Genomic DNA, 23,275 nt, shown 5'->3' on the forward strand with positions numbered 1-23,275 from the left:
CCACCCCTCGTGTACGGCACGTCATCGTACGCCGCGGAGGGGACAGTTCCGGTCCTCATGCCCGTACGGAGGGGGGTGAGACCGGCACCGGGCGCCAGGTGGGCGGCAGGAGCGCGGGGACGTGCGCCCCGCGCACCTCGGCGAACTCGGTGTTCGCCTCCAGCAGTTGCCGGCGGGCCTTGCGCGGGTCGGTCTCGGCCTGCGCGGTCATGTGGGCGGCGACCATGCCGGCGGCGACGGGGGTGGCGAACGAGGTGCCGCTCCACTGGGCGAGCCCTTCGAACATCACCTGGTCCGGCTTGGCCCGGCCGTTCTCCTCGCTCAGCACACCGGTGTGGCGCGGGTGCCGGCAGGTGCAGGCGTAGGAGAAGCCGTAGCGGCAGGCGTCGTAGGTGGAGTGCTGGTACACGTACGGGACGGGGGTGTCGAAGCCGGTGAGGGCGCCGGTGAGGCGCTCGCCGGGGGCGTAGGCCTGCACCCAGGCGCCGTGGTTGCTGAAGCAGGCGCCGAACTCGCCGTCGGCGCGCAGCGCGCCGACCGACAGCACGGCGTTCTCGTAGCCGGGCAGGCTCGCGTAGGCGGCGGGCCAGAACGGGGTGGCGCTGGCGTTGTTGCCGGCGGCGGCGACCAGCAGGGTGTGCTGCTCGCGCAGTTCCCGCATGAACGCGTCGATGCCGAGGAGTCCGTCGGTGCGGCCGTTGGAGGTGCCGGCGGAGAGGCTGAGGACGTCCGGCCAGCCGCCCTGGTCGACGGCCTCGAAGAGCTTCTCGCCGAACTCGGACTCCAGGATGGCGCCGGCGTCGTTGAGCGTGCCGCGGACCGTGATGTCGGTGTTGGGGGCGACGGCGGCGACGAGCCCGGCGATGAACGTGCCGTGGCCGCAGTACTGCTGCAGGACGCCCTCGTCGTCGCACTCCTTGACCTGGGCGTCGCCCCGGGTGTGGGCGAGCAGCGGGTAGGAGCGGTAGTCGTGCGTGAGACCGGTGTCGACGACGAGGACGCCGACGGCGCTGTCCGGGTCGTGGGCGGCCTCGGCGGCGGCCGGGTTGGGCAGCTCGCCGACCGGTACGGGCACGGGCTCGTCGCCGGGGCAGGCGTTGACCGCGATCGACACCACGTGGTTGCGGCTGACCAGCCGGTGTCCCGCGCGTCCCTCGGTCGCCGAGAGCGCGCGCAGGGCGCCCGCGACCGCCGGGTCGCCGCTGCCGTCGCCCTGCCCCGGGTCGGCGACCCGGATGCGGGTGATGCCGGAGCGGTTGGTCTCCGGGCCGATCCGGCCCACGTGGTCCGGGGCGAGCCCGGCGAACGTGGTGAAGTGCTGCCGCACGGTGTCCTCGACGACGCGTGCCTCCTCCCCGTCGCGGGCGAGGACGACGCCCTTCTCGTAGAGGAACTCGCCCGCGTCGTCCGGTCCCATCGCCAGCGGGACGTCGGGCATCGAGCGCTGGATCTGGTCGAACTGCTCGCGGAATCGCTGTGGTGCCATGGCGTGTCCTCCACTGGGGCGGCGGCCGGGGCCGCGGAGCTGTCCTGAATCAGAGCCGCGAGGCGGTCTTTTGATACAACGGCACACCTGTGGGGCACGGTTGCGGACCACTACCATCCGTATGGTGACAGCGGGAAGCGAATCGGTGCGGGAACTGCTGCCGATGGTGTTCGCCGCCCCCGGCGAGGCCCTGGCGAGGGCGGAAGAGGTACTGCGCGACCGTCCCCCGCCCCTGCACGCCTCCGTCGCCCACCAGGTGATCGGCATCTGGCAGCGGGACTTCGGCGACATGCGGCTCGCCCTGTCCCATCTGCGGCGGGCCCGGGACTGGGCGGCGCGCGCGGACTCGGCCGAGCGGGAGGCGGACGTCCTCGCCACGCTCGGGGTCGCACTGGTGCACGCGGGGCGCACCCGGCAGGGCATGGACGCCCTGCGGCGGGGCGTCGAACGCGGAACCGGACACACCCGCGCGCGCGTGCTGTTCCGCCGGGGGTACGCGTGGTGGGTGCTGGGCCACCACCAGGACGCCCTGGAGGACGTACGGCGGGCGGTTCCCGTGCTGCGGCAGGCGGACGACGTGATCTGGACGGCGCGTGCGCTGACCCTGCGGGCCACGGTGCACCTGGCGCTGGGCGCGGTGGAGCGGGCGGACGCCGACTTCACCGCGGCCGAGGCGCTGTGGGACACCACGGACCAGGAGCACGACAAGGCGGACGCCGTGGAGAGCCGGGGACTGGCCGCGTTCCGCTCGGGCGACGTCCCGGCGGCGCTGAGGCTGCTCGACGAGGCGGAGGAGCGGTACGCCAAGCTCGGCACCCCCACGTTCATGCTGAACATCCGGCGCTGCGAGGTGCTGATGGCCGCCGGGCTGGCCGCGGAGGCGCTCGCCGAGGCGGACGCGGCGATCAGGACGCTCGACGGGATCGGCGGACAGTCCACCCGCAAGGCCGAACTGCTGCTGGCCGCCGCGCGGGCCGCCCGGCTGGCGGACGATCCGCAGACGGCGATCGCGCGCGCGGCGCTCGCCGTGAAGCTGTTCGCGGGGCAGCGGCGCACCTGGTGGGAGACGCACGCGCGGCTGGTGCTGATCGGGGCCCGCCACGCGGCCGGGCGCGGTTCGGGCCGGCTGGTCGCGGACGCGGCGGCGGTGGCCGAGAAGCTGGTCGCGCTGGGCGCGCCCGCCGCCCCGGAGGCGTCCCTGCTCGCGGGCCGGATCGCGCTGGAGCTCGGCTGGACGGCGGACGCGGAGCGGCATCTGGCGGCCGCCGCGCGCAGCAGGCGCGGCGGTCCCCCGCTCGCGCGGATGACGGGCTGGGCGGCGCAGGCGCTGCGCGCGCAGGCCGCCGGGTCCGCGCGGGGGGTGCTGGAGGCCTGCCGGCGCGGCCTCGACGTGCTCGACGACCACCGGATGACGCTGGGCGCCTCGGAACTGCGGGCCCGCGCCACCGCGCAGGGCGCGGAGCTGGCCGCCCTCGCCCAGCGGGCCAGTCTGGTCTCGGGCGGGCCGCGGCGGCTGCTGGTGTGGAGCGAACGCTGGCGGGCCACCGCGCTGTCCGCGCCGCCCACCCGGCCGCCCGCCGACCCCGCGCTGCTCAGCGGCATGACCGCCTACCGGGAGATCGCCGCCCGCGCGGAGGAGGCCCGGATGGAGGGCAAGCCCGTACCGGCGCTGGAGCGGGAACAGCGGCGCCTGGAACGGGAGATCCGCTCCCGGACGCTGCACATGCGCGGCGAGGCCCCCGACGGCGGGGACCGCTTCGACGTCGGCCGGCTGCTCGACCGGCTGGGCGACAGCGACGACGGGCAGCTGGTGGAGCTCGCCGTGCTCGACGGGCGGGTGCAGGTGCTGCTGTGCGGGCGGGGGCGGGTGCGGCGGTTCGAGGCGGGACCGCTGGCCGCGGCGGAGACCGAGGCCGAGCACGTGCAGGCCGGGCTGCGGAGACTGGCGCACCCGGGGGCGGAGGCGCGGCTGCCGGTGGTGGAGGCCGCGGGCCGCCGCCTGGAGGAGCTGCTGCTGGGCCCGGCGGCGGCGCACCTGGGCGCCGGCCCGGTGGTGGTCGTGCCGCCGGGGCGGCTGCACCGGGTGCCGTGGGCGCTGCTGCCCTCGCTGCGGGAGCGGGTGCTGAGCGTGTCGCCGTCGGCGAGCAGCTGGCTGCGCGCGCGGGAGACCGCGCCGCCGCCCGGGGGCCGCCAGGTGCTGGTGCGCGGCCCGGGCCTGGCGACCGGCGGCGCGGAGGTGCCCGAACTGGCCGGCCGCTACGGCGGCGCGACCGTCCTGGAGCACGACGCCGCGACGGTGCCGCGCGTGCTGGCGGAGCTGGACGGGGCCGCGCTGGCGCACATCGCCGCGCACGGCGCGTTCCGCGCGGACGGCCCGCTGTTCTCCTCGCTGCGGATGGCCGACGGGCCGCTCATCGTGCACGACTTCGAGCGGCTGGACCGCAGCCCGTACCGGATCATCCTGTCCTGCTGCGACACCGCCCGGTTCGCCACCGTCGGCGCCGACGAACTCCTCGGCCTGGTGACGGCGTTGCTGCCGCTGGGCACGGCGGGGGTGGTGGCGTGCAGCGCGCCCGTCAACGACGCCGCCGTGGTGCCGCTGATGATCGCGCTGCACGAGGGGGTCGGTGCCGGGCTGTCGCTCGCCCAGGCGCTGCGCGACGCCCGGGCCGCGCTGCCCGGTGACGCGCTGCACCAGGCCACCGGGTGGGCGTTCTCCGCGTTCGGGGCGGCCTGAGCACCGCGCACGTGCTTCACGCCGGCTGTGCCTGCGGCAGTTCGGTGAGCGGTGCCAGGGCGGTGCGGTCGCTCGCGCCCAGGCGGGCGTAGGCGCCGTACAGGTGGTTGCCGACGGTACGGACCGACAGGGTGAGGCGTTCCGCGATCTGCCGGTTGCTCAGGCCCGCGGCGGCCAGGGCGACGATCTGCCGTTGCCGCGCGGTGAGTTCGCCCAGCGCCAGCCCCGCGAGCGCGGGGGTGCGGGCGCCCTGGCAGCGGCGGGCGAGCGCGACGGCGCGGGTGCGTGCGGTGCGGGCGGCGAGCGGATCGCGGTGGGCGCCCGCGGCCTGGGCGTGCGCCTCGGCGGCGAACAGCAGGAAGCCGCGCCTCCGGAGCTCCTCGGCCACCCGGTCCAGTGCGGGTCCGTCGGCGCGGGCGAGGGCGTCCGCGTGGTCGGCGAAGACGCCGGTGAGCCGGCCGGCGGCCCGTTCGGGGACGCCGAGGCGTACGGCGTCGTAGGGGTCGCCGCAGCAGGGGCCGCTGTCGCAAGGGCCGTCGCCGCAGGGGCCGGCGTGCGGCTCGGCCGGACCGGCCGAGCGGTCCTCGGCGCGGGCGAGTTCCGCGCGGCAGGACGGGTCGGCGGGAGCGGTGCACAGGCCCTCGCGGGCCCATGCGGCCGCTTCCCGCAGCTCGCCGCGCAGCCGCGCGTACCGGGCGCGCAGGGCCGCGTACCCGGCCGGGACCGGCACCCCCTCCGCCACGAGCCGGTCCCCCACGGGCGCCGGGACCGCCGCCACGTCGGCCCGTTCGATCCGCCGGGTCAGCTCCGCCGACTCGGCGTCCAGGGCGGGGCCGTACTCCTCGGGCGCGCGGGCCAGCCGGCGGGCCCGCAGCCGGCTGGCGGCGGCCCGCAGGACCGGGCCGTGCAGGGGGTGGGCGAGGTGGACGCCACCGTGGTCGTCGACGCGGACCAGGCCCTCGCCCTCCAGTCGTTCCAGCGCGGTGAGGTCGAGATCCTCCGGGGCCGGTGACAGGGGTTCGGCGAAGGCGAGGCGGTCGAGCGTCTCGCGCTCCTCGGGACGGGCGCGGTCCAGGAGGCGGGCGGTGCGTTCGCGCACGATCGGGGTCAGCGGCACCGGACCCCGCCAGGCCCACGTGCCGGTGCCCGGGACGCGGGTGAGCCGTCCGTGCGCGCACACCGCGGCCAGGAGTTCACGCAGCAGCCGCAGGTCCCCGCCGCACAGGTGGTGCAGCCGGTTCACGGTGAGCGGCTCCAGGGTGCGGGGCTCGCCCGCCGCGAGCAGCCGCGCGGTCTCCTCCCGGGGCAGCGGGGGCAGCGCCAGGCGGGGCAGCAGTTCCCCGGTCCACAGCCGGGACACGGCGGCGGGCACCGGCTCGCCGTCGGTGACGACGACCAGCAGCCGGGTGCGTCCCTGCACGGCGAGCTGGTGGACCAGGGCGGCGGAGGCGTCGTCCAGCAGATGGGCGTCGTCGACCAGCAGCGTCCGTGTCCCGGACAGGAGGCGCAGCGCGCGGTGCAGGGTGACGGGCTCGGGCAGCAGGGGGGCGAAGGCGGCGAAGGGGAGGTCCCGGGTCTGCGGCGTCCCGGTGATCCGGGCGCAGTCGGTGCCCCGGACGGCCTCGGTGACGAGCCGGGTCTTGCCCCGGCCCGCCGGCCCGGTCACCACGAGGCCGCGCCGTACGCCGGTCAGCGACCGCCGCACCAGGTCGAGTTCGTCCTCCCGGCCGGTGAACGGCCAGGGCGAACGCAGGGTCGTCGTGTCCTTCTCGTGCGGCTCGTGCGGCTCGTACGGCTCGTACGGCCCGCTGGCATCCCGTCGCGATGTCGTCGTCACATGAACAGGAGCGCGGATGCTCACGCTTGATACAGGGTCACTTGAGTAGACCCCGACTCAGGCGTCCGGCCCCGGTGACACGGCAGTCTGGTGTCCATGACCGCTCGCTACTGCTCGCTGCCGCCGCAGCCGGCCCCCGCGTTCGCGCCGGGCCTGGCCGCCGAGCGGCTCGGCGCGCTGGTCGGCGGGCGGCGGATGTGGGTCAACGGCACCGTCCTGCACTACTGCTTCTTCCACGGCGACACCGAGGGATCGGTCATCGCCGTCCCCGGGGCCGGGCGGACCCGCCGGGTCCCGTGGGGCGGTGCCGAGGAGCAGCAGGACGTGGTGCGCGAGTGCTTCGAGGAGTGGCGCGGCCTCGGGATCGGGCTGGCCTTCACCGAGGTCCGTGACCGTTCCGAGGCGGAGCTGCGCATAGGCTTCCAGCTCGGCGACGGCTCCTGGTCGGCCGTGGGCAGGGACGCGCTCCGGGTCGGCGTGCACGAGCGCACCATGAACTTCGGCTGGGACCTGACCGCACCGGGTGAACGCGCGACGGCCCTGCACCAGATCGGGCACGCGCTCGGGATGCTGCACGAGCACCAGAGCCCGTACGCCGGCATCCACTGGGACGACGAGGCCGTGTACGCCGAACTGGCCGGCCCCCCGAACCACTGGAGCCGGGACCGGACGTTCCACAACGTGCTGTGCAAGATCGACCCGGACGAGGTGAACGGCTCCGTCTGGGACCCGCAGTCGATCATGCAGTACGCGTTCCCGCCGGGGCTGATCCTGGAGCCGGAGCAGTACCGCGGGGGCGTGCACCCGCCCGGCACCCTGTCCCCGGCCGACAAGGAGTTCGTGCTCCGCTGGTACCCGCCGGCCGATCCGCCGCGGCCGCCCGCGCTGGTGCCGTTCCGCTCGGTGCCGCTGGGCCTGGGCCCGGGCGAGCAGGCCGACTTCCGCATCGATCCGCCGGAGACCCGCGACTACACGGTGGGCACCTTCGGCGACGGCGACACGGTCGTCGTGCTCTTCGAGGAACGGGACGGGGAGCCCCGCTTCCTCGCCGGTCACGACGACGGGGGAACCCCGCGCAACGCGACGATCGCGGCCCGGCTCGTCAAGGGCCGCCGCTATTACGTCCGTATCCGCCTGTACTCCGCCTGGGGTTCGGGCGAGACGGCGGTCATGTGCTGGTAGCGGCACGCACCGGCCGGTCGCATGCGGACACCCGATCCACAGTCCGGCGCCGGGGGAGCGGCCGGGCGGCGTCACCTTCGGGGGAGGGTGACGCCGCCCGGCCCACGCCACGGCGTCACGGGCCGCCTCCGGCAGGCCCCGGCGGCTCGACGCCCCTCCGAGGGAACGGGGCGGCGAGCCGCACGCACGTCCCCGGACACCGGAACCGGTTCAACGGGAAGGGCCTTCACAGGATTCCTCCTGTGAAGGCCCTTCACACCGTCGGGACGACAGGATTTGAACCTGCGACCCCTTGACCCCCAGTCAAGTGCGCTACCAAGCTGCGCCACGTCCCGGTGCGTTCCGCGCGGTGACCCGCGTGATCACGCAGGTCAACACTACCCCATGCGGGCGCACCGGGGCGCCGGTGGCCCCGCTCTCCGCGCTCGGCCGCCGGGTCGACGGCGGGGTGACGAAACCGGAGCGGTACCACACCACGTACGTCCCCTCCTCCCCGTCCGTTCCGCGACGTCGGCGACCGTCCGCCGCGCATCCTGCGGGTGTGCTCCTCGGGACGCGTGACGCGGACGTTCACCGAGACCGGCAGGACGGTGGGGCCTCCGTCGGCCGAGTACCGGATCGCTGGATCCCGTCCCGCCGGCCCGGCCGACAGGTGTGGTCTTCGGCGCTGGTTCGGGTGCCGGCCGAGCGGGGCCGGGCGCGCAGGGCGGGCAGCCGGGCGCAGTCCTCGGGTTCGGCCAGGCCCTCGTCCACGGCCAGGAGCGAAAGGAGCCGCACCGGACGTCCGGCCGTGGCCGCGGCCTCCAGTTTGTGGTGGCCGTCGAGGAGGAAGTGCGTCGGGCCCCAGTGCCGGTAGCGGTCGGCGGGCAGGCCGACAGCGGGTTCGCACACGTCCAGCGTCGACACCGCCACCGCCGTCGGGACCGTCCCCCGCTCCATGAGGCCGACGTACTCCTCGACGCGCTCCCTCGCGTTCCACGTCGGGGGAACCATGGGCACGACGAACTCGTAGAGGTGGGCGGACGCGTCGACCGCGGTCTCGAAGGTCCGGTAGTACGGCGTGTGCGGGTGCTCCGGGAGGCCCCAGAACTGGTCGAGCCCCCACGTGGCCACCTGCTCGCCGCTGAAGTAGTCGCCCTCCCGGCCGGGGAGGACCAGGCGGGGCTCCACCCGGAGCAGCACCGGAAGGTACTCGCCCTCCGGCAGCAACGCGCCGGTGAGCCGCTCCCGCACGCTCTCCAGCGACAGCGTCTGCCGGGCGGACTCCAGCCGGCGGAACAGGAACGGGCAGGTTCCGCACCAGAAACTGAGCTCGAAGGCGGGTTCCCCGTCGACCACGAGCAACCTGCGGCCCGGCCCGCCCCCGGTCTCCCGCCGCTCCGCCTCGAAGCGCAACCGTGCCCCGGGCGCCGGTACGCCGAGCCTGCGCGGCTCACCCGGCCTGATCATCACGGACCGATCGTACGGGCCGACCCCTTGGGGACCGTTCCACGGCCTGCCATGTCCTGTCAAAGTCTTGACACTCCGGGGAGATCACCCCCAGTGTGGCCCGGGCAGGTTCCGGAACGGTCCGAAGAAGGTCTCTCATGGTGGATGCGCTCGGTGTCGCCGTCGTCGGGTTCGGCTGGATGGGACGGGTGCACACCCAGGCGTACGCGCGCGTGCTCCACCACTATCCGCGGCTCGCCCTGCGTCCGGAGCTGGTCACGGTCGCCGAGGAGGTGCCGGGCCGGGCCGAGGAGGCCGCCCGGCAGTTCGGGTTCGCCTCGACCACCCGTGACTGGCGCGAGGTGGCCGCCGATCCGAGGGTGGAGGCCGTGAGCATCACCGCCCCGAACTTCCTGCACCGCGAGATCGGCGTCGCGATGGCCGAGGCGGGCAAGCACGTCTGGATCGAGAAGCCGGTCGGCCTGAGCGCCGAGGACGCCCGCGCGGTGGCGGACGCGGTCGCCAAGGCGGGGGTGCAGGGCGCGGTCGGCTTCAACTACCGCAACGCGCCCGCCGTGGAGGCGGCCCGGGACCTGATCGCCTCCGGGGAGATCGGCGGGGTCACCCATGTCCGCATCCGGCTGTTCAGCGACTACGCCGCCCACCCGGAGGGCGCCCTGACCTGGCGCTACGAGCGGGAGCGCGGGGGCAGCGGGGTGCTCGGCGACCTGGCCTCGCACGGCGTGGACCTGGCCCGCTTCCTGCTCGGCGACATCGCCTCGCTGACCGCCGACACGGCGGTCTTCCTGCCCGAACGGGCCCGTCCCGCGGGCGCCACGGCCGGCCACTCCCGCGCCGCCGGCGGCGAACTCGGCCCGGTCGAGAACGAGGACTACGTCAGCTGCCTGCTGCGCTTCGTCTCCGGCGCGCGCGGGGTGCTGGAGGCCTGCCGGGTCTCGGTCGGCGAGCAGAACAACTACGGCTTCGAGGTGCACGGCACGAAGGGCGCGGTGTTCTGGGACTTCCGCCGCATGAACGAGCTGGGCGTCAGCCGCGGCACGTCCTACCAGGACCAGCCCGTCAGCACCGTCCACGTCGGCCCCGGCCACGGCGAGTTCGGCGCCTTCCAGCCGGGCGCGGCGAACGCCATGGGCTACGACGACCTGAAGGTGATCGAGGCGTACCGCTTCCTGCGCTCCGTCGCCGAGGGCGCTCCGCACGGGGCCACCCTCGCGGACGCCGTGCGCAGCGCGGCCGCGCTCGACGCGATGGCACGGTCGGCCGGGAGCGGGGCCTGGGTGACGGTGGACGCGCCGGCCTGACGGTCAGCGGGCCGCGTTCTCCCGGCGGCCCAGCCACACCTTGACCGGCACCAGCACCAGCCACCACCACATGGCGCCGGACCCGACGAGCAGGGCCAGCGGGATGGTCACGAGGAACACCACCACCGTCGCCCCCAGGTCGACGGCGGAGAGCGTCTCGTCCCGTACCGGGGCGGCCCCGTCGCGCAGCCAGGGGCGCCGGGCGATCAGCCGGGTCAGCACGAGGTGGACGCCGCCGAGCGAGGCGACCGCCACCGCGTAGATGATCACCGCGGAGCGTTCCTCGCCGTACTCGGAGACCAGCGCGGTCGGGAACGGCAGCAGTGCCGCGATGCCCAGACCGAGCACGGTCAGCGAGATCACCTGTCCGTCCACCTGCCGGACGGTGCGGAAGATCGCGCGGTGGTCGCGCCAGAAGCCGGCCAGCACCGCCAGGCTGATCGCGTAGGCGCCCAGGTTGGGCAGCAGGTCGTCCAGGGCCTGGTGGTACCCCTCGGAGTCCAGCCCCTGGGGCACGGAGAGATCCAGGACGAGCAGGGTGATGGCGATGGCGAACACGCCGTCGGCGAGCGCCACCAGCCGTTCGGGTCCGCCTTCCGGGGTCGGGTTCCTCATGCGCACGACGGTAGGCAGCCCCGGCCCGCCGGACGGGGATACACGCCCGGGCCGCCGTTCCTCCGCCGCGGCCCGTCACCCGGCCACCGGGTCGGGCGGCATGTTGTAGGGGGTGACCACCTGGATCGCCGAGGGAAGGGTGGGGCCCGCGGGCGGCAGCGCCCCGTGGGCGCGCATCACGATGCGGCAGGCCTCGCGCAGGTCGTGGCGCAGGTCGTGGTGGAGCACGGCGGACAGCCGGTGCTCGCGCAGCAGCCGGGTGTTGTCGTGGTCGAGGTCGTGCGCGACGAACACGGCGCACTCGCGCCCGGCGTCCTCGAAGGCGCGCAGGGTGGCGATGTTGCCGCCGCCGATCGAGTAGACGGCGCGGATGTCCGGGTCGCGGTCCAGGGCGGCCCGGACCAGGTCGTACTGGGTGGCGTCCAGGCCCTGCCCCTCGGCGATCTCCACGAGGGCGCGCCCGGGGTGCCGGGCGCGCATGGCGCTGCGGAACCCCATCTCGCGCTCCTCCTCGTTGCGGAAGAAACCGCTGGAGAGGCTGGTGAGCACATTGCCGGGGCGGTCGCCGAGCCACTGCCCCATGAGGTACGCGGCGGTCGCCCCGGCCGCGCGGTTGTCGCTGCCGACGTAACCGACCCGGGCGCTCGCGGGCAGGTCGGTCACCAGCGTCACCACCGGGACGCCCGCCGCCGCGAGCCGGCCGACGGCGGCGGTGACCTCGGGGACGTCCGGGGCCTTGAGAATCACCCCCTGCGAGCCGCGCCGGCCGATCCGGTCGAGGACGGCGACCAGTTCCCCCGCCGGTCCCGTCTCGCGGAAGTGGAAGCGGGAGCGGACCACGGCCGGGTGCAGGGACGGCAGTTCGGCCTCCAGCGCCGCGCGGACGGCGGTGGAGAACCGCTCCGGCGACTGCATCACGATGTCCACCATGAACGTCCGGCCGACCAGGCGGACCTGGGTGCGCTGCCGGTCCAGGTCGGCCATCGCCCGGTGCACCTCCCGCGCGGTGCTCTCCCGCACACCGCCCCGGCCGTTGAGGACCCGGTCGACCGTGGCCTCGCTCAGCCCTGCCTGACGTGCGATCTCCCGGATCGGGAAGGGGTGGCCCATGCCTCGGCTCCTGAGGGGTTTTTGATGGCTTCCTGCTGGTTGTTCGAAGGGTTTGTACTGACAAGAATGACAGAGCCGAGTCGCTCCGTGACCCGAAAGGACGAGGATGTCCTCCTCCCCTGCCTCCGCCGCTCCCGCTCCGGCGCGGACCGCCCCCGCCCACGCCTCCTGGCTGTCCGAGCGGGACTGCGACCTGGACGCCTTCCGCGCGCTGGTCGAGCAGGCGACCGACCCCGCCGACCACCCGCACGCCTGTGCCGTCGAGCGGAACGTGCCCCTGTACGACGCCGACCGGCTCGCCCGCGCCGACCGCCGCACGGTCCAGGCCGAGCTGGTGCGCGCCCTCGCCGACGGCCCCGGCATCGTGGTGATCCGCGGCGCCTTCCCCGACCCGGCGGTGGTCGACCGCACCTCCGCCGTGTTCGACGCCCTGATCGCACGGCAGCGCGCCTCGGGCGCCACCGCCGGTGACCACTTCGCCCGGCCGGGCGCCAACGACCGGGTGTGGAACGCCCTGGAGAAGACGGCCCTGCACGACCCGGAGGCGTTCGCCGACTACTACGCCAACGACGTGATCGCCCTGGTCTCCTCGGCCTGGCTGGGCCCCGGCTACCAGGTCACCTCCCAGGTCAACGTGGTCAACCCGGGCGGTGCCGCGCAGACCGTGCACCGCGACTACCACCTCGGGTTCCTGGCCAACGAGGTCGCCGCCGCCTACCCGGCGCACGTGCACCGCCTCTCCCCCGTGCTCACCCTCCAGGGCGCGGTCGCGCACTGCGACATGCCCGTGGAGTCCGGCCCGACGCTCTACCTGCCGCACTCCCAGAAGTACGGGCCGGGTTACCTCGCCTGGCGGCTCCCGGAGTTCCGGGCGTACTTCGAGGAGCACCACGTCCAGTTGCCGCTCGCCAAGGGAGACGCGGTCTTCTTCAACCCGGCCCTCTTCCACGCCGCCGGCGCCAACCGCTCGGCGGACATCCGGCGCACGGCCAACCTGCTCCAGGTGTCGTCCGCGTTCGGGCGGGCGATGGAGAGCGTCGACCGCGAGGCCGTGACGGGCGCCGTCTACCCGGTGCTGCTGGCGCGCAAGGCCGGGGGCGCCGACGAGTGGTGGCTGGAGAACGTGATCGCGGCGAGCGCCGAGGGCTATCCCTTCCCCACCAACCTCGACGACGACCCGCCGGTCGAGGGCCTGGCCCCGCCCTCGCAGGCCGACGTCGTACGGCGGGCGCTGCGCGAGGGGTGGACCGCACGGGTCCTGCGGGACGAGCTGCGGGCCGCCGCCGAGCGGCGCGAGAGCTGAGGCCCCGGAAGGAACCGGAAGAACCATGGGACTTCTCGACGACAAGGTCGTCCTCGTCAACGGCGGCAGCCAGGGCGTCGGTGCCGCCGTCGCGCGGGCCGCGGTCCGCGAGGGGGCGGCCGTGGCCGTCACCGGCCGGCGCCCCGGACCCGGTGAGGCCCTGGTGGCCGAGCTGACCGCCGCGGGCGGCGAGGCGGTGTTCGTCCGCGCCGACCTGGCGGACGCCGAGCAGGCGAAGGGGTCCGTCGCGCGGGTGGTGGAGGCGCACGGCCGGATCGACTGCCTGGTCAACTCGGCGGGCCTGACCTCGCGCGGGACGCTGCTGGACACCACGCCGGAGCTGTTCGACCAGCACGTCGCGATCAACCTCAAGGCCCCGTTCTTCGCGATGCAGGCCGCCGTCGCGGACATGGTGCGGCGCGGGGAGCCCGGCACGATCGTCAACGTCATCACCTCGTCGGCGCACGGCGGGCAGCCGTTCCTCGCGCCGTACGTCGCCGCGAAGGCCGGGTTGATCGGCCTGACGCGGAACGCCGCCCACGCCCACCGCTGGGACCGCGTCCGGATCAACGGCCTGAACATCGGCTGGACCGCCACCGAGGGCGAGGACGCCACCCAGCGCGCCTTCCACGGCGCCGGGGACGACTGGCGCGAACGGGCCGCCGCGCGGCTGCCGATGGGCAGGCTCGGCCGACCGGACGAGATCGCCGACTTCGTGGTCCTCCTGCTCTCCGACCGCTCCGGAGTGGTCACCGGCTCCGTGATCGACTGGGACCAGAACGTCCTCGGCGGTCTCGACTGACTCCCCCCCTCCCCCACCTCCCGCTCGTACGCACCCCCGTACCCCCGCACCCCCGCACCAAGGAGCACCGTCCCCATGCGCATCGGAATCCTCGGCCTCGGCCGTATCGGCGCCTTCCACGCCGAGACCCTCTCCGGGCTCGACGCCGTCGGGTCCCTCGTCGTCTCCGACCCGTTCGCGGACGCCGCCAAGGCCGCCGCCGAGCGGTTCGGCGCCGAGGTCGCGGACTCCCCCGAGGCCGTGCTGGCGGCCGGCGTGGACGGCGTGGTGGTCGCCGCCGCGACCGACGCCCACCCCGGGCTGATCCTCGCCTGCGTCGAGGCCGGCGTCCCCGTCTTCTGCGAGAAGCCGGTCGCCCGCACGATGGCGGAGGGCGTGGAGGTGCTCAAGGCCGTCGGGGGCCAGGACGTGCCGGTCCAGATCGGCTACAACCGCCGCTTCGACGCGGGATTCGTCGCCGCACGGGAGGCCGTGCGGGCCGGGGAGCTGGGCGAGCTGCACACCGTCCGCTCGACGACGCTGGACCCGGCGCCGCCGCCGGCCGCGTACGTCGCCGCGTCCGGGGGCATCTTCCGGGACTGCTCGGTGCACGACTTCGACATCATCCGCTGGGTGACCGGCCGCGAGGTGACCGAGGTGTACGCGGTCGGCGGCAACCGGGGCGCCGGCTACATCAGGGAGGCGGGCGACGCCGACACCACCGGCGCGCTCCTCACCCTGGACGACGGCACCCTCGCGGTGGTCTCCAACAGCCGCCACAACGCGCGGGGCTACGACGTCCGCATGGAGCTCCACGGCTTCGCGGACTCCATCGCGGTCGGCCTGGAGGACAAGCTGCCGCTGCGGTCGGTGGAACCGGGCACGACCTTCCCCGCGGGCACCCCGCACGACTTCTTCATGGACCGCTTCGCGGCCGCCTACCGCGCCGAACTGACCGCGTTCACCGAGGTCGTGGCCGGCTCCCGCCCCTCGCCGTGCACGGTCGCGGACGCCCTGGAGGCGGGCTGGATCGCCGAGGCGTGCACACTGTCCCTGCACGAGCACCGCCCCGTCACCCTTGAGGAGGTACGCCGGGCATGAGCGAACCGGGCCGGGCGTCCGAACCCCTGCGCATCGGAATCCTGGGAGCCGCGCGCATCACCGAGCGCTCCCTCGTCGACCCGGCACGGGCGACCGGCCACCGCCTCGTGGCGGTGGCCGCCCGCGACCGCTCCCGGGCCGAGGCGTTCGCCGCCGCGCACGGCGTGGAGCGGGCCCTCGGCTCGTACGCCGAGCTGCTGGCCGATCCCGAGGTCGACGTCGTCTACAACCCCCTCGCCAACGGCCTGCACGGCCCGTGGAACCTGGCCGCCCTCGCGGCCGGCAAACACGTCCTGACGGAGAAGCCGTCGGCGAGCAACGCCGAGGAGGCGGCGGAGGTGCGGGACGCGGCGGCGCAGTCCGGCACGGTCTTCATGGAGGCGTTCCACTACCTCTTCCACCCGGTCACCCGGCGCCTGCACGAGCTGCTGTCCTCCGGTGAGCTCGGCGAACTCCGGCACGTCGACGCGCTGGTGGCGATCCCGGCCCCGGACGCCGACGACCCCCGCTGGTCCCTCCCGCTGGCCGGCGGGGCCCTGATGGACCTCGGCTGCTACAGCCTGCACGCGCTGCGCGTGCTCGCCCCCTGGGCGGGCGGAGCGCCGCGCCCGCTCTCCGCACGGGCCGGTGAACGGGCGGGCGCGCCGGGCGTGGACGAGTGGCTGGACGCCGACCTGGAGTACCCGGGCGGCGCGACGGGCACGGCCCGCTGCCACATGGCGTACGACCGGCTGGAGATGAGCATCCGCGTCGTCGGCAGCCGGGGCGAGGCGACGGCCCCGAACTTCGTGCTCCCGCAGCGGGACGACCGCGTCCTGGTCCGCACCCCGGACGGCGAGCGCACCGAACGCCTCGGCACCCGCTCGTCGTACGCGTACCAGCTGGAGGCGTTCGCCGCCCGGGTCCGTGAGGGCGCCGGGCTGCCGCTGGACGCGGACGACGCGGTGGCGACGATGGAGTTGATCGACGCCTGCTACGAGACGGCCGGCCTCGGCCCGCGCCCGCGCACCGCGCTCGGCGGCTGAGGCACCCGGACGCGAAGGGACGCGGCCGTCCCCGGCGGGACGGCCGCCCGCGCGGGCGAACGGCCGCCGGCGCTCCTGCCTCCGCCGGACACCGCGGAACCGGAGGTCCGCCGGGCCGCTCGGCGGCGAGTGTCCGGGTCAGCGGTACAGCGGCGGCTTCTCCGCCAGGTCGACCTCCACCCGGCCGCCGTTCTCCAGTGCCCGGATCCCCGCCTCGCAGACGGCCGCCGCGGCGTAGCCGTCCCAGGTGCTGGGGCCGGTCACCTCGCCGCGGCGGGTGGCGTCGACCCAGGTCTGGATCTCGTCGTCGTAGGCCTGGGCGAAGCGTTCGGTCCAGTCCTGGGTGATGGTGCCGCCCCAGCGGCCGGCCGTGTGGGTGACCAGGGCGTGGCCGTCGCCGATGCGGGCGGTGCCGCGTTCGCAGACCGCCTCGGCCTGCACCTGGTAGCCGAAACCGCAGTTGACGAAGATCTCGACGTCGGAGAGCGCGCCGCCGTCGGTCTCGAGGACGACGAACTGCGGGTCGCGCAGGCCTTCGGGGGCGCCGGAGGAGGGGGCGGGGCGCAGGACCGTGACGGCGGTGATCTCGTGGCCGAGGAGCCAGCGGGTGGCGTCGACCTCGTGGGCCACGGAGTCGCTGATCAGCATGGGGCTGGTGAAGAAGGGCGGGCTGGCCACGTTGCGGTGGCGGTTGTGCAGCATCAGCGGGCGGCCCAGCCGGCCGGTGGACAGCAGCGCCTTCAGCTTCACGTACTCGGCGTCGTAGCGGCGCATGAAGCCGACCTGGACCCGGCGGTGGCCGAGGGCCTGTTCGGCTTCCACGACGCGCAGGGCGGAGGCCGCGTCGGGGGTGAGCGGCTTCTCGCACAGGACGGGCAGGTCGTGCTCGAACGCGGTGAGCAGGGCGGCCTCGTGGGCCGGCCCCGGGGAGGCGATGAGCACGGCGTCGACGTCGGCCGCCGCCATCGCGGCGGCCGGGTCGGTGTGGGCGGTGCAGCCGTCGACGCCCGCGGCGACGGCTTTCGCCCGCTCGGCGTCGACGTCCACGACGGCGGCGACCCGCGCGCCGTTGATCACCCGGTCGATGCGGCGCACGTGGTCCGCGCCCATGCGGCCCGTGCCGATGACGGCGATGCCCAGGGGCTCGCGCCGGTTCATGTCTCTCCTCCCCCTTCGGGTCGTCAGGCGCCGCAGGAGCGGAGGAACCTGCGGGTGCGGACCGCGATCGGCAGCGGCTTGTCCGGCTCGCAGGGGTACATGTCCTGCTCGACGATCGCGAACAGGTCCACGCCCAGCTCCTGCGCGGCCGTGAGCACCGGACCGAGCGCGGGGACGCCGGCGGGCGGTTCGCACATCACCCCGCGCTGGACGGCGGGGCCGAACGGGATCTCGTTCTCGACGACGTCGGCGAGGATCTCCGGGTCCACCTGCTTGAGGTGGAGGTAGCCGATGCGCTCGCCGTAGGTCTCGATCAGCTTGACGCTGTCGCCGCCGCAGTAGGCGTAGTGGCCGGTGTCCAGGCAGAGGTTGACCAGGTCGGAGTCGGTGGAGTCGAGGAAGCGCTCGACGTGCTCCTCGGTGTCGATGTGGGTGTCGGCGTGCGGGTGGACGACGATGTCCAGGCCGTAGGTGTCCCGTACCTCGCGGCCGAGGCGTTCCATGCCCCGGGTGAGGTGGCCCCACTGCTCGGTGGTCAGCTCCGGGGGTTCGAGGATCTCGGCGGTCTTGTCGTCGCGCCAGAAGGACGGGATGACGACGAGGTGCTTCGCGTCCATGGCCCGGGTGAGCGCGGCGACCCGGCTGACCTGCTCCCAGGTGGCGTCCCACTCGGAGGGGCCGCGGTGCAGGCCGCAGAAGATGGTGCCGGCGGAGACCTTGAGGTTCCGCTTCTCCACCTCGTCGGTGAGGCGGGCCGGGTCGGTGGGGAGGTAGCCGTAGGGGCCGAGTTCGATCCAGGAGTAGCCGGCCTCGGCGACCTCGTCGAGGAAGCGCCGCCAGGGCACCTGTCGCGGGTCGTCGGGGAACCAGACGCCCCAGGAGTCGGGGGCGGAGCCGACCCGGATGCGGTCGAGCGCGACTGCCATGTCAGGACTTTCCTTCCGGGGTTGCCGCGGCGGGGGCCTGGAGGTCGCCCTCCTCGGGGAGCTCCTCGGTGTCGACGCCGCGGACCTGTGCCAGCTCGTGCTTGAGGGCGGCCAGTTCGGCGCCGCCGGCCATGTGGTTGGTCAGTTCCTCGAGGCTGACCTCGCTGCGGTCCGCGCTCAGTTCCACGGTGCCCAGGCGCAGCACGCTGAAGTGGTCGCCGACCATGTAGGCGTGGTGGGGGTTGTGGGTGATGAAGATGACGCCGAGGCCGCGGTCTCGGGCCATCGCGATGTACTTCAGGACGACGCCGGACTGCTTGACGCCGAGGGCTGCGGTCGGCTCGTCCAGGATCAGCACCCGCGCACCGAAGTGGACCGCGCGGGCGATGGCGACGCACTGGCGCTGGCCGCCGGAGAGCGTGCCGATGGGCTGCTCCAGGTCGTCCAGGACGATGCCCATGTTGCGCAGTTCCTCGTCCGCGGTCTTCTTCATGCGGTCGATGTCGAGGCGGCGGACGGGCCAGGGGCCCTTGGTCATCTCGGAGCCGAGGAAGAAGTTGCGCCACACCGGCATCAGCGGGACGACCGCGAGGTCCTGGTAGACGGTGGCGATGCCCTTGTCGAGGGCCTCGCGCGGGGTGGAGAAGCGCACCGGTGCGCCGTCGACGAGGAACTCGCCCTCGGTGTGCTGGTGCAACCCCGAGACGATCTTGATGAGGGTGGACTTGCCGGCGCCGTTGTCGCCGAGGACGCAGGTCACCCTGGAGGGATGGACGGTGAGGTCGACGCCGTGCAGGGCGCGGATGTTGCCGTAGGACTTGCCGGCCCCGCGGAGCTCGACGAGCGGGCGGTCCCCGTCGGGTGCGGTGTCCTGCGGGACGGCCCCGAGGGTGCCGGTGGTGTGGTCGGTCATTGCGGTCACCTCCGGGTCGCCGTGCGCTGGACCCACAGATTGATGAGGACGGCGCCGAGCAGCATCACGCCGAGGAAGGCCTTGAACCAGTCGGGGTTCCAGCCTGCGTAGACGATGCCCTGCTGCACCATGCCGAACATGAAGGCGCCGAAGACCGGGCCGATCGCGGAGCCGTGGCCGCCGGTCAGCAGACAGCCTCCGATGACCGCCGCGGCGATGTAGATGAGCTCCTGGCCCACGCCCTCGCCGGACTGCACGGTGTTGAAGGAGAACAGGTTGTGCATGCCGACGAACCAGGCGCCGAAGCCGACCAGCATGAACAGCGAGATCTTGGTGAAGGTGACGGGGACGCCGACCGCGCGGGCGCTCTCCTTGTTGCCGCCGACCGCGAAGACCCAGTTGCCGTACTTGGTGCGCAGCAGCACCCAGGTGGCCAGGGCCGCGAAGACGAGCCACCACACGACGGTGATCTTCACCTGGACGCCGGCGACCTCGAAGCTCGACGCGAAGATCGCCTTGGCCTGGTCGAACCCGTCCATGTCGCTGATGTCGTCGGTGGCGACGTTGCCGGTGACCAGCTTCGTCACCGCGAGATTGACGCCCTGCAGGATCAGGAAGGTGCCCAGGGTGACCAGGAAGCTCGGCAGTCCGGTCCTGACCAGCATCCAGCCGTTGAACACGCCGACGGCGAGGGACACCACGAGCGCGACGACCACGCCCACCCACACGTTCAGGGTGAGCTGGTAGCTGAGCATGCTCGCGGTCAGCGCCGAGGTCACGACGGCGACACCGGCCGAGAGGTCGAACTCGCCGCCGATCATCAGCAGGGCCACGGGCAGCGCCATGATCCCGATGGTCGAGGACTGGTACAGGATGTTGGCCATCGAACTGCCGTCCCGCACCGGCGGGGCGGTGAACAGGAAGAAGACCAGGACGGCCACGGCGCCGAGGAAGACGCCGACCTCGGGCCGGGCGAGCAGGCGCAGTGCCGGCGGGCGCCGCACGGTCCGTCCGTCGGTCCGCTTCGGGCCGGGGGCCGGCGGCGTGTCCACCGCCGGCTCAGCCTGTCGGGCCATGCTCATCACCGAGTGCCCTTCGCGGCGAACTCGGAGACCGTGTCGACGTTCGACTTGTCGACGAACGCCGGGCCGGTCAGCACCGGCTGCTCACCGCCGCCGCTGTAGTTGCCGTTGTTCTTGTAGAGCCACAGGCCGTCGACGGCGAGGTAGCCCTGGAGGTAGGGCTGCTGGTCCACGGCGAACTCGATGGAACCGTCCTGGATCGCCTTGGCCAGTTCCTTGTTGAGGTCGAAGGTGGCGACCTTCGCCTTGCTGCCGGCATCGCCCACCGACTGCACCGCGGTCGGCGCGAAGGGGGCGCCGAGGGTGACGACGTAGTCGATGGAGGAGTCCTGCTCGAGCTTGGCGGTGACGGTCGACTTCACCGACGGCATGTCGGTGCCGTTGACGTTGACGACCTGGGTCTTGCCCTCGAAGGTCTTCTCCACCCCGTCGCAGCGCTGGGTCAGGCCGACGTTCCCCTGCTCGTGGACGACGCACAGGGCGCTCCTGGCGCCGACCTCGTTGAGCTTCTTGCCGAACGCCTCGCCCGCGACGGACTCGTCCTGGCCGAAGAACTCCAGCAGGCCGAGGTCCTTCCAGTCGCTCAGCCCGGAGTTCAGGCCGACGACGGGGATGCCGGCCGCCTCGGCCTTGGCTATGACGTCCTTGAGCGCGTCCGGCTTGGCGAGGGTGACCGCGATGCCGTCGACCTTCTGGTCGATCGCGTTCTGCACCAGGTTGGCCTGGTTGCCCGCGTTCGGGTCGGAGGAGTAGACGAGGTCGACGTTGTCCTTGGCGGCCGCGGCCTCGGCACCCTTGCGGACGATGTCCCAGAAGGTGTCGCCGGGCGCCTGGTGGGTGACGAGGGCGACCTTCATGCGGGGCGTGGAGGCCTTGCCCGCGGAGGCGTCGGCTCCGCCCTCCTCGGCCTTCTTGCCGCCGGAACCGCTGGAGCAGCCGGCGAGGGTCAGGGCGGCTGCCGCCGCGACCGCGACGAACGGCGCGATCCTGCGGGAGCGGGTGTGAGAAGAGCGGTCCATCTTGTCCTGCACCTCACTGTGCTACGCGGGGAAAGGGCGGGAGTCCGAGGATCCGGTGCCCGGAGCCCCGGGAGTCCGGGGGTGTGCCGTGGAACACGGCTGTCGTGCTGGGACCGGATCCAATCCCCTGTTGCGCCCGCTGTCAATACTTTGTTAAGACATCATTTCACAAGCTCGTCCGAATGTAAGTACAAACTATTGACACCGCCGCCCTCCGAGACCTACACCTGAGGGGCGGCAGGTCCCCGGAATCCACGCCCCACCGTGGCAGGGCGTCCCGGGACCCGCATCCCCAGCAGCTCGAGGAGCGTCGCTCAATGGCCGACTCACCACAGTATTTCGATCTGATCACCATGGGCCGCATCGGGGTCGATCTTTACCCGCTGCAGACCGGCGTACCGCTGTCGCGGGTGGAGACGTTCGGGAAGTTCCTGGGCGGTTCCGCCGCGAACGTCGCGGTCGCCGCCGCCCGCCTGGGCCGCTCCGCCGCGGTGATCACCCGCACGGGAGACGACCCCTTCGGCGCCTACCTGCACGAGGCGCTGGGGGACTTCGGCGTCGACGACCGCTGGGTCACGCCGGTCGCGGCGTACCCCACCCCGGTCACGTTCTGCGAGATCTTCCCGCCGGACGACTTCCCGCTGTACTTCTACCGCCGGCCCAAGGCCCCCGACCTGGAGATCCACCCCGACGAGCTGGACCTGGCCGCCGTCCGCGCGGCCGGCGTCTTCTGGGTCACCGGCACCGGTCTGAGCGAGGAGCCGAGCCGCACCTCCACCCTCACCGCCCTCGAGGCCCGGGGCAGGGCCGGCACCACCGTCTTCGACCTCGACTGGCGCCCGATGTTCTGGCGCGACCCCGAACAGGCCCGTCCGTACTACCGCGAGGCCCTGCGGCACGCCACGGTCGCGGTCGGCAACCTCGACGAGTGCGAGATCGCCACCGGGGTGCGCGAACCCGAGGCGTGCGCCGAGGCGCTGCTGGCGGCGGGCGTGGAGCTGGCCGTGGTCAAGCAGGGCCCGAAGGGCGTGCTCGCCGTGCACCGCGACGGCGGCCGGGCCGAGGTGGAGCCGGTGCCGGTCGAGGTGGTCAACGGCCTCGGTGCGGGCGACGCCTTCGGCGGCTCGCTCTGCCACGGTCTGCTCTCCGGCTGGGACCTGGAGCGGACCATGCGCCACGCCAACGCGGCGGGCGCCCTCGTCGCCTCGCGCCTCGCCTGCTCGTCCGCCATGCCGACCGGGTCGGAGGTCGCGGACCTCCTCGCGCGGGCCGCGTCGCCGGGCGACGCACGCCGGCCGAGCCAGCCCTGAACGGAGCCCTTCCTTGAACCTCAGCATCCCCGACCTCACCGCGGTCCGCGCCCGCAACCCCGAGGCCGTCGCCGAGGCGGCCGCCCGCCGGGCGCGCCGCCCGCTGATCGGCGACAGCGGCCGGCTGATGATCGTGGCCGCCGACCACCCGGCCCGGGGCGCGCTCGGCGTCGGCGGCCGGCGGCTGGCCATGGCCGACCGCGTCGACCTGCTGGAACGCCTCTGCACCGCGCTGTCCCGGCCCGGCGTCGACGGGGTACTGGCCACCGCCGACATCCTGGAGGACCTGCTGCTGCTCGGGGCGTTGGAGAACAAGGTCGTCATGGGCTCGATGAACCGCGGCGGCCTGGCCGGCTCGGCCTTCGAGATGGACGACCGCTTCACCGGCCACCGCCCCGAGGACATCGAGCGCCTGGGCTTCGACGCCGGCAAGCTCCTCGTGCGCATCGACTACGACGACCCGGGCTCCCTGGCCACCCTCGAGTCCGCCGCCCGCGCCGTCGACGCCATGGCCGCCCGCCGGCTCCCGGTGTTCGTGGAGCCGTTCATCTCCCGCCGGATCGACGGCCGGGTCCGCAACGACCTGTCCGCCGAGGCCGTCACCCGCTCCATCGCCATCGCGGCCGGCCTGGGCGGCACCTCCGCCTACACCTGGCTGAAGCTCCCGGTCACCGACGACGCCGACGACATGGCGGAGGTGCTGCGGACCTCCACGCTGCCCGTCGTGCTGCTCGGCGGCGAAATCGGCGACCAGGAGGCGGCCTACGCGCGGTGGGGCAAGGCGCTGCGGCTGCCCTCCGTGCAGGGCATGGTCGTCGGCCGGTCGCTGCTCTACCCGGCCGAGGGCAGCGTGGAGTCGGCGGTGGACACGGCCGTCGGCCTGCTGTGAGACACCGGTCCCGGGGCGCCGTCCCGGGACGCCCCCCGCGACACGCCGCCC

The 23,275-nt window shown here is 74.0% G+C and carries 19 protein-coding genes and 1 tRNA gene; 9 read left to right on the forward strand and 11 right to left on the reverse strand.

The window, feature by feature from the left end; genetic code table 11:
• Positions 1 to 55: 55 nt before the first annotated feature.
• Positions 56 to 1,486: a S8/S53 family peptidase gene (locus FHS37_RS28115; RefSeq protein ID WP_184826256.1), complete on the reverse strand. Its 1,431-nt coding sequence runs from the start codon at positions 1,484 to 1,486 to the stop codon at positions 56 to 58.
• A gap of 121 nt (positions 1,487 to 1,607) precedes the next feature.
• On the opposite strand from FHS37_RS28115, the gene FHS37_RS28120 reads away from it, so the two are divergent.
• A complete protein-coding gene (locus tag FHS37_RS28120) occupies positions 1,608 to 4,223 on the forward strand; it encodes a CHAT domain-containing protein (protein WP_184826258.1) in 2,616 nt (871 codons plus the stop codon).
• Between the two features lie 16 nt (positions 4,224 to 4,239).
• Here FHS37_RS28120 and FHS37_RS28125 read toward each other — a convergent pair whose 3' ends face one another.
• Positions 4,240 to 6,060 (reverse strand): LuxR family transcriptional regulator AbsR2, encoded by a 1,821-nt coding sequence (locus tag FHS37_RS28125; RefSeq protein ID WP_184826260.1) that lies wholly within the window; start codon positions 6,058 to 6,060, stop codon positions 4,240 to 4,242.
• 96 nt (positions 6,061 to 6,156) lie between these two features.
• Between FHS37_RS28125 and absR1 the strand changes: the two genes are divergently transcribed.
• Complete coding sequence (absR1, locus tag FHS37_RS28130; RefSeq protein ID WP_184826262.1) at positions 6,157 to 7,242, forward strand: beta-glucuronidase AbsR1; 1,086 nt, start codon at positions 6,157 to 6,159, stop codon at positions 7,240 to 7,242.
• A 261-nt stretch (positions 7,243 to 7,503) separates the two neighbouring features.
• Here the strand turns inward: absR1 and FHS37_RS28135 are convergent.
• Both FHS37_RS28135 and FHS37_RS28140 read right to left on the reverse strand, forming a co-directional pair.
• Positions 7,504 to 7,577: transfer RNA gene (locus tag FHS37_RS28135), tRNA-Pro, on the reverse strand.
• Between the two features lie 235 nt (positions 7,578 to 7,812).
• Positions 7,813 to 8,691 (reverse strand): hypothetical protein, encoded by an 879-nt coding sequence (locus FHS37_RS28140; RefSeq protein ID WP_229890125.1) that lies wholly within the window; start codon positions 8,689 to 8,691, stop codon positions 7,813 to 7,815.
• Between the two features lie 137 nt (positions 8,692 to 8,828).
• On the opposite strand from FHS37_RS28140, the gene FHS37_RS28145 reads away from it, so the two are divergent.
• Positions 8,829 to 9,992, forward strand: coding sequence for a Gfo/Idh/MocA family protein (locus FHS37_RS28145; RefSeq protein WP_184826264.1), 1,164 nt, complete (start codon positions 8,829 to 8,831; stop codon positions 9,990 to 9,992).
• 3 nt (positions 9,993 to 9,995) lie between these two features.
• Here the strand turns inward: FHS37_RS28145 and FHS37_RS28150 are convergent, their stop codons facing one another.
• Together FHS37_RS28150 and FHS37_RS28155 are read right to left on the reverse strand one after the other, a co-directional pair.
• Positions 9,996 to 10,607, reverse strand: coding sequence for a TMEM175 family protein (locus FHS37_RS28150; RefSeq protein WP_221500408.1), 612 nt, complete (start codon positions 10,605 to 10,607; stop codon positions 9,996 to 9,998).
• Positions 10,608 to 10,682: 75 nt separating this feature from the next.
• On the reverse strand, positions 10,683 to 11,717 hold the full coding sequence (locus FHS37_RS28155) for a LacI family DNA-binding transcriptional regulator (RefSeq protein ID WP_184826266.1): 1,035 nt from the start codon (positions 11,715 to 11,717) through the stop codon (positions 10,683 to 10,685).
• A gap of 106 nt (positions 11,718 to 11,823) precedes the next feature.
• Here FHS37_RS28155 and FHS37_RS28160 point away from each other — a divergent pair, with 106 nt between their 5' ends.
• The 4 genes from FHS37_RS28160 (at position 11,824) to FHS37_RS28175 (ending at position 15,927) form a co-directional block, all read left to right on the forward strand.
• Positions 11,824 to 13,020, forward strand: a complete 1,197-nt coding sequence (locus FHS37_RS28160; protein WP_184826268.1) for a phytanoyl-CoA dioxygenase family protein — start codon at positions 11,824 to 11,826, stop codon at positions 13,018 to 13,020.
• A 25-nt stretch (positions 13,021 to 13,045) separates the two neighbouring features.
• A complete protein-coding gene (locus FHS37_RS28165; RefSeq protein WP_184826270.1) occupies positions 13,046 to 13,822 on the forward strand; it encodes an SDR family oxidoreductase in 777 nt (258 codons plus the stop codon).
• A gap of 75 nt (positions 13,823 to 13,897) precedes the next feature.
• A complete protein-coding gene (locus FHS37_RS28170; protein ID WP_184826271.1) occupies positions 13,898 to 14,902 on the forward strand; it encodes a Gfo/Idh/MocA family protein in 1,005 nt (334 codons plus the stop codon).
• Entirely contained in the window at positions 14,899 to 15,927 is a 1,029-nt protein-coding gene (locus FHS37_RS28175; RefSeq protein ID WP_184826273.1) for a Gfo/Idh/MocA family protein, read from the forward strand. Before FHS37_RS28170 ends, FHS37_RS28175 begins: the two co-directional genes overlap by 4 nt.
• Positions 15,928 to 16,065: 138 nt before the next feature.
• Here the strand turns inward: FHS37_RS28175 and FHS37_RS28180 are convergent, their stop codons facing one another.
• From FHS37_RS28180 to FHS37_RS28200, 5 genes are read right to left on the reverse strand one after another with little or no spacing between them, the layout of a single operon-like run.
• Positions 16,066 to 17,085, reverse strand: a complete 1,020-nt coding sequence (locus tag FHS37_RS28180) for a Gfo/Idh/MocA family protein (protein WP_184826275.1) — start codon at positions 17,083 to 17,085, stop codon at positions 16,066 to 16,068.
• 23 nt (positions 17,086 to 17,108) lie between these two features.
• Positions 17,109 to 18,011, reverse strand: coding sequence for a sugar phosphate isomerase/epimerase family protein (locus FHS37_RS28185; protein WP_184826277.1), 903 nt, complete (start codon positions 18,009 to 18,011; stop codon positions 17,109 to 17,111).
• Between the two features lies 1 nt (position 18,012).
• Positions 18,013 to 18,924 carry an ATP-binding cassette domain-containing protein gene (locus tag FHS37_RS28190; protein WP_184826279.1) on the reverse strand — a complete coding sequence of 304 codons (912 nt, stop codon included), beginning with the start codon at positions 18,922 to 18,924 and terminating at the stop codon, positions 18,013 to 18,015.
• Positions 18,925 to 18,929: 5 nt separating this feature from the next.
• Positions 18,930 to 20,006, reverse strand: coding sequence for an ABC transporter permease (locus FHS37_RS28195; protein ID WP_184826281.1), 1,077 nt, complete (start codon positions 20,004 to 20,006; stop codon positions 18,930 to 18,932).
• The gene (locus FHS37_RS28200) at positions 20,006 to 21,025 is read right to left on the reverse strand and encodes a sugar ABC transporter substrate-binding protein (protein ID WP_184826283.1); all 1,020 of its coding nucleotides are present in this window, start codon (positions 21,023 to 21,025) and stop codon (positions 20,006 to 20,008) included. The genes FHS37_RS28195 and FHS37_RS28200 overlap by 1 nt, the downstream gene beginning before the upstream one ends.
• A gap of 317 nt (positions 21,026 to 21,342) precedes the next feature.
• On the opposite strand from FHS37_RS28200, the gene iolC reads away from it, so the two are divergent.
• Both iolC and FHS37_RS28210 read left to right on the forward strand, forming a co-directional pair.
• The gene (iolC, locus tag FHS37_RS28205) at positions 21,343 to 22,335 is read left to right on the forward strand and encodes a 5-dehydro-2-deoxygluconokinase (RefSeq protein ID WP_184826285.1); all 993 of its coding nucleotides are present in this window, start codon (positions 21,343 to 21,345) and stop codon (positions 22,333 to 22,335) included.
• Between the two features lie 13 nt (positions 22,336 to 22,348).
• The gene (locus FHS37_RS28210; RefSeq protein WP_184826287.1) at positions 22,349 to 23,224 is read left to right on the forward strand and encodes a Cgl0159 family (beta/alpha)8-fold protein; all 876 of its coding nucleotides are present in this window, start codon (positions 22,349 to 22,351) and stop codon (positions 23,222 to 23,224) included.
• Positions 23,225 to 23,275 lie beyond the last annotated feature (51 nt).

Source organism: Streptomyces griseomycini (assembly GCF_014203535.1).
Taxonomy (GTDB): Bacteria; Actinomycetota; Actinomycetes; order Streptomycetales; family Streptomycetaceae; genus Streptomyces; species Streptomyces griseomycini.

What these genes read in the sequence shown, in the direction of transcription:
- FHS37_RS28145 (WP_184826264.1), top strand. Translation starts at nt 8,829, where the DNA reads ATGGTGGATGCGCTCGGTGTCGCCGTCGTCGGGTTCGGCTGGATGGGA.
- absR1 (WP_184826262.1), top strand. Translation starts at nt 6,157, where the DNA reads ATGACCGCTCGCTACTGCTCGCTGCCGCCGCAGCCGGCCCCCGCGTTC.
- FHS37_RS28195 (WP_184826281.1), bottom strand. Translation starts at nt 20,006, where the DNA reads ATGAGCATGGCCCGACAGGCTGAGCCGGCGGTGGACACGCCGCCGGCC.
- FHS37_RS28200 (WP_184826283.1), bottom strand. Translation starts at nt 21,025, where the DNA reads ATGGACCGCTCTTCTCACACCCGCTCCCGCAGGATCGCGCCGTTCGTC.
- FHS37_RS28120 (WP_184826258.1), top strand. Translation starts at nt 1,608, where the DNA reads ATGGTGACAGCGGGAAGCGAATCGGTGCGGGAACTGCTGCCGATGGTG.
- FHS37_RS28185 (WP_184826277.1), bottom strand. Translation starts at nt 18,011, where the DNA reads ATGGCAGTCGCGCTCGACCGCATCCGGGTCGGCTCCGCCCCCGACTCC.
- FHS37_RS28175 (WP_184826273.1), top strand. Translation starts at nt 14,899, where the DNA reads ATGAGCGAACCGGGCCGGGCGTCCGAACCCCTGCGCATCGGAATCCTG.
- iolC (WP_184826285.1), top strand. Translation starts at nt 21,343, where the DNA reads ATGGCCGACTCACCACAGTATTTCGATCTGATCACCATGGGCCGCATC.
- FHS37_RS28180 (WP_184826275.1), bottom strand. Translation starts at nt 17,085, where the DNA reads ATGAACCGGCGCGAGCCCCTGGGCATCGCCGTCATCGGCACGGGCCGC.
- FHS37_RS28190 (WP_184826279.1), bottom strand. Translation starts at nt 18,924, where the DNA reads ATGACCGACCACACCACCGGCACCCTCGGGGCCGTCCCGCAGGACACC.
- FHS37_RS28115 (WP_184826256.1), bottom strand. Translation starts at nt 1,486, where the DNA reads ATGGCACCACAGCGATTCCGCGAGCAGTTCGACCAGATCCAGCGCTCG.
- FHS37_RS28150 (WP_221500408.1), bottom strand. Translation starts at nt 10,607, where the DNA reads ATGAGGAACCCGACCCCGGAAGGCGGACCCGAACGGCTGGTGGCGCTC.
- FHS37_RS28140 (WP_229890125.1), bottom strand. Translation starts at nt 8,691, where the DNA reads ATGATCAGGCCGGGTGAGCCGCGCAGGCTCGGCGTACCGGCGCCCGGG.
- FHS37_RS28165 (WP_184826270.1), top strand. Translation starts at nt 13,046, where the DNA reads ATGGGACTTCTCGACGACAAGGTCGTCCTCGTCAACGGCGGCAGCCAG.
- FHS37_RS28160 (WP_184826268.1), top strand. Translation starts at nt 11,824, where the DNA reads ATGTCCTCCTCCCCTGCCTCCGCCGCTCCCGCTCCGGCGCGGACCGCC.
- FHS37_RS28155 (WP_184826266.1), bottom strand. Translation starts at nt 11,717, where the DNA reads ATGGGCCACCCCTTCCCGATCCGGGAGATCGCACGTCAGGCAGGGCTG.
- FHS37_RS28170 (WP_184826271.1), top strand. Translation starts at nt 13,898, where the DNA reads ATGCGCATCGGAATCCTCGGCCTCGGCCGTATCGGCGCCTTCCACGCC.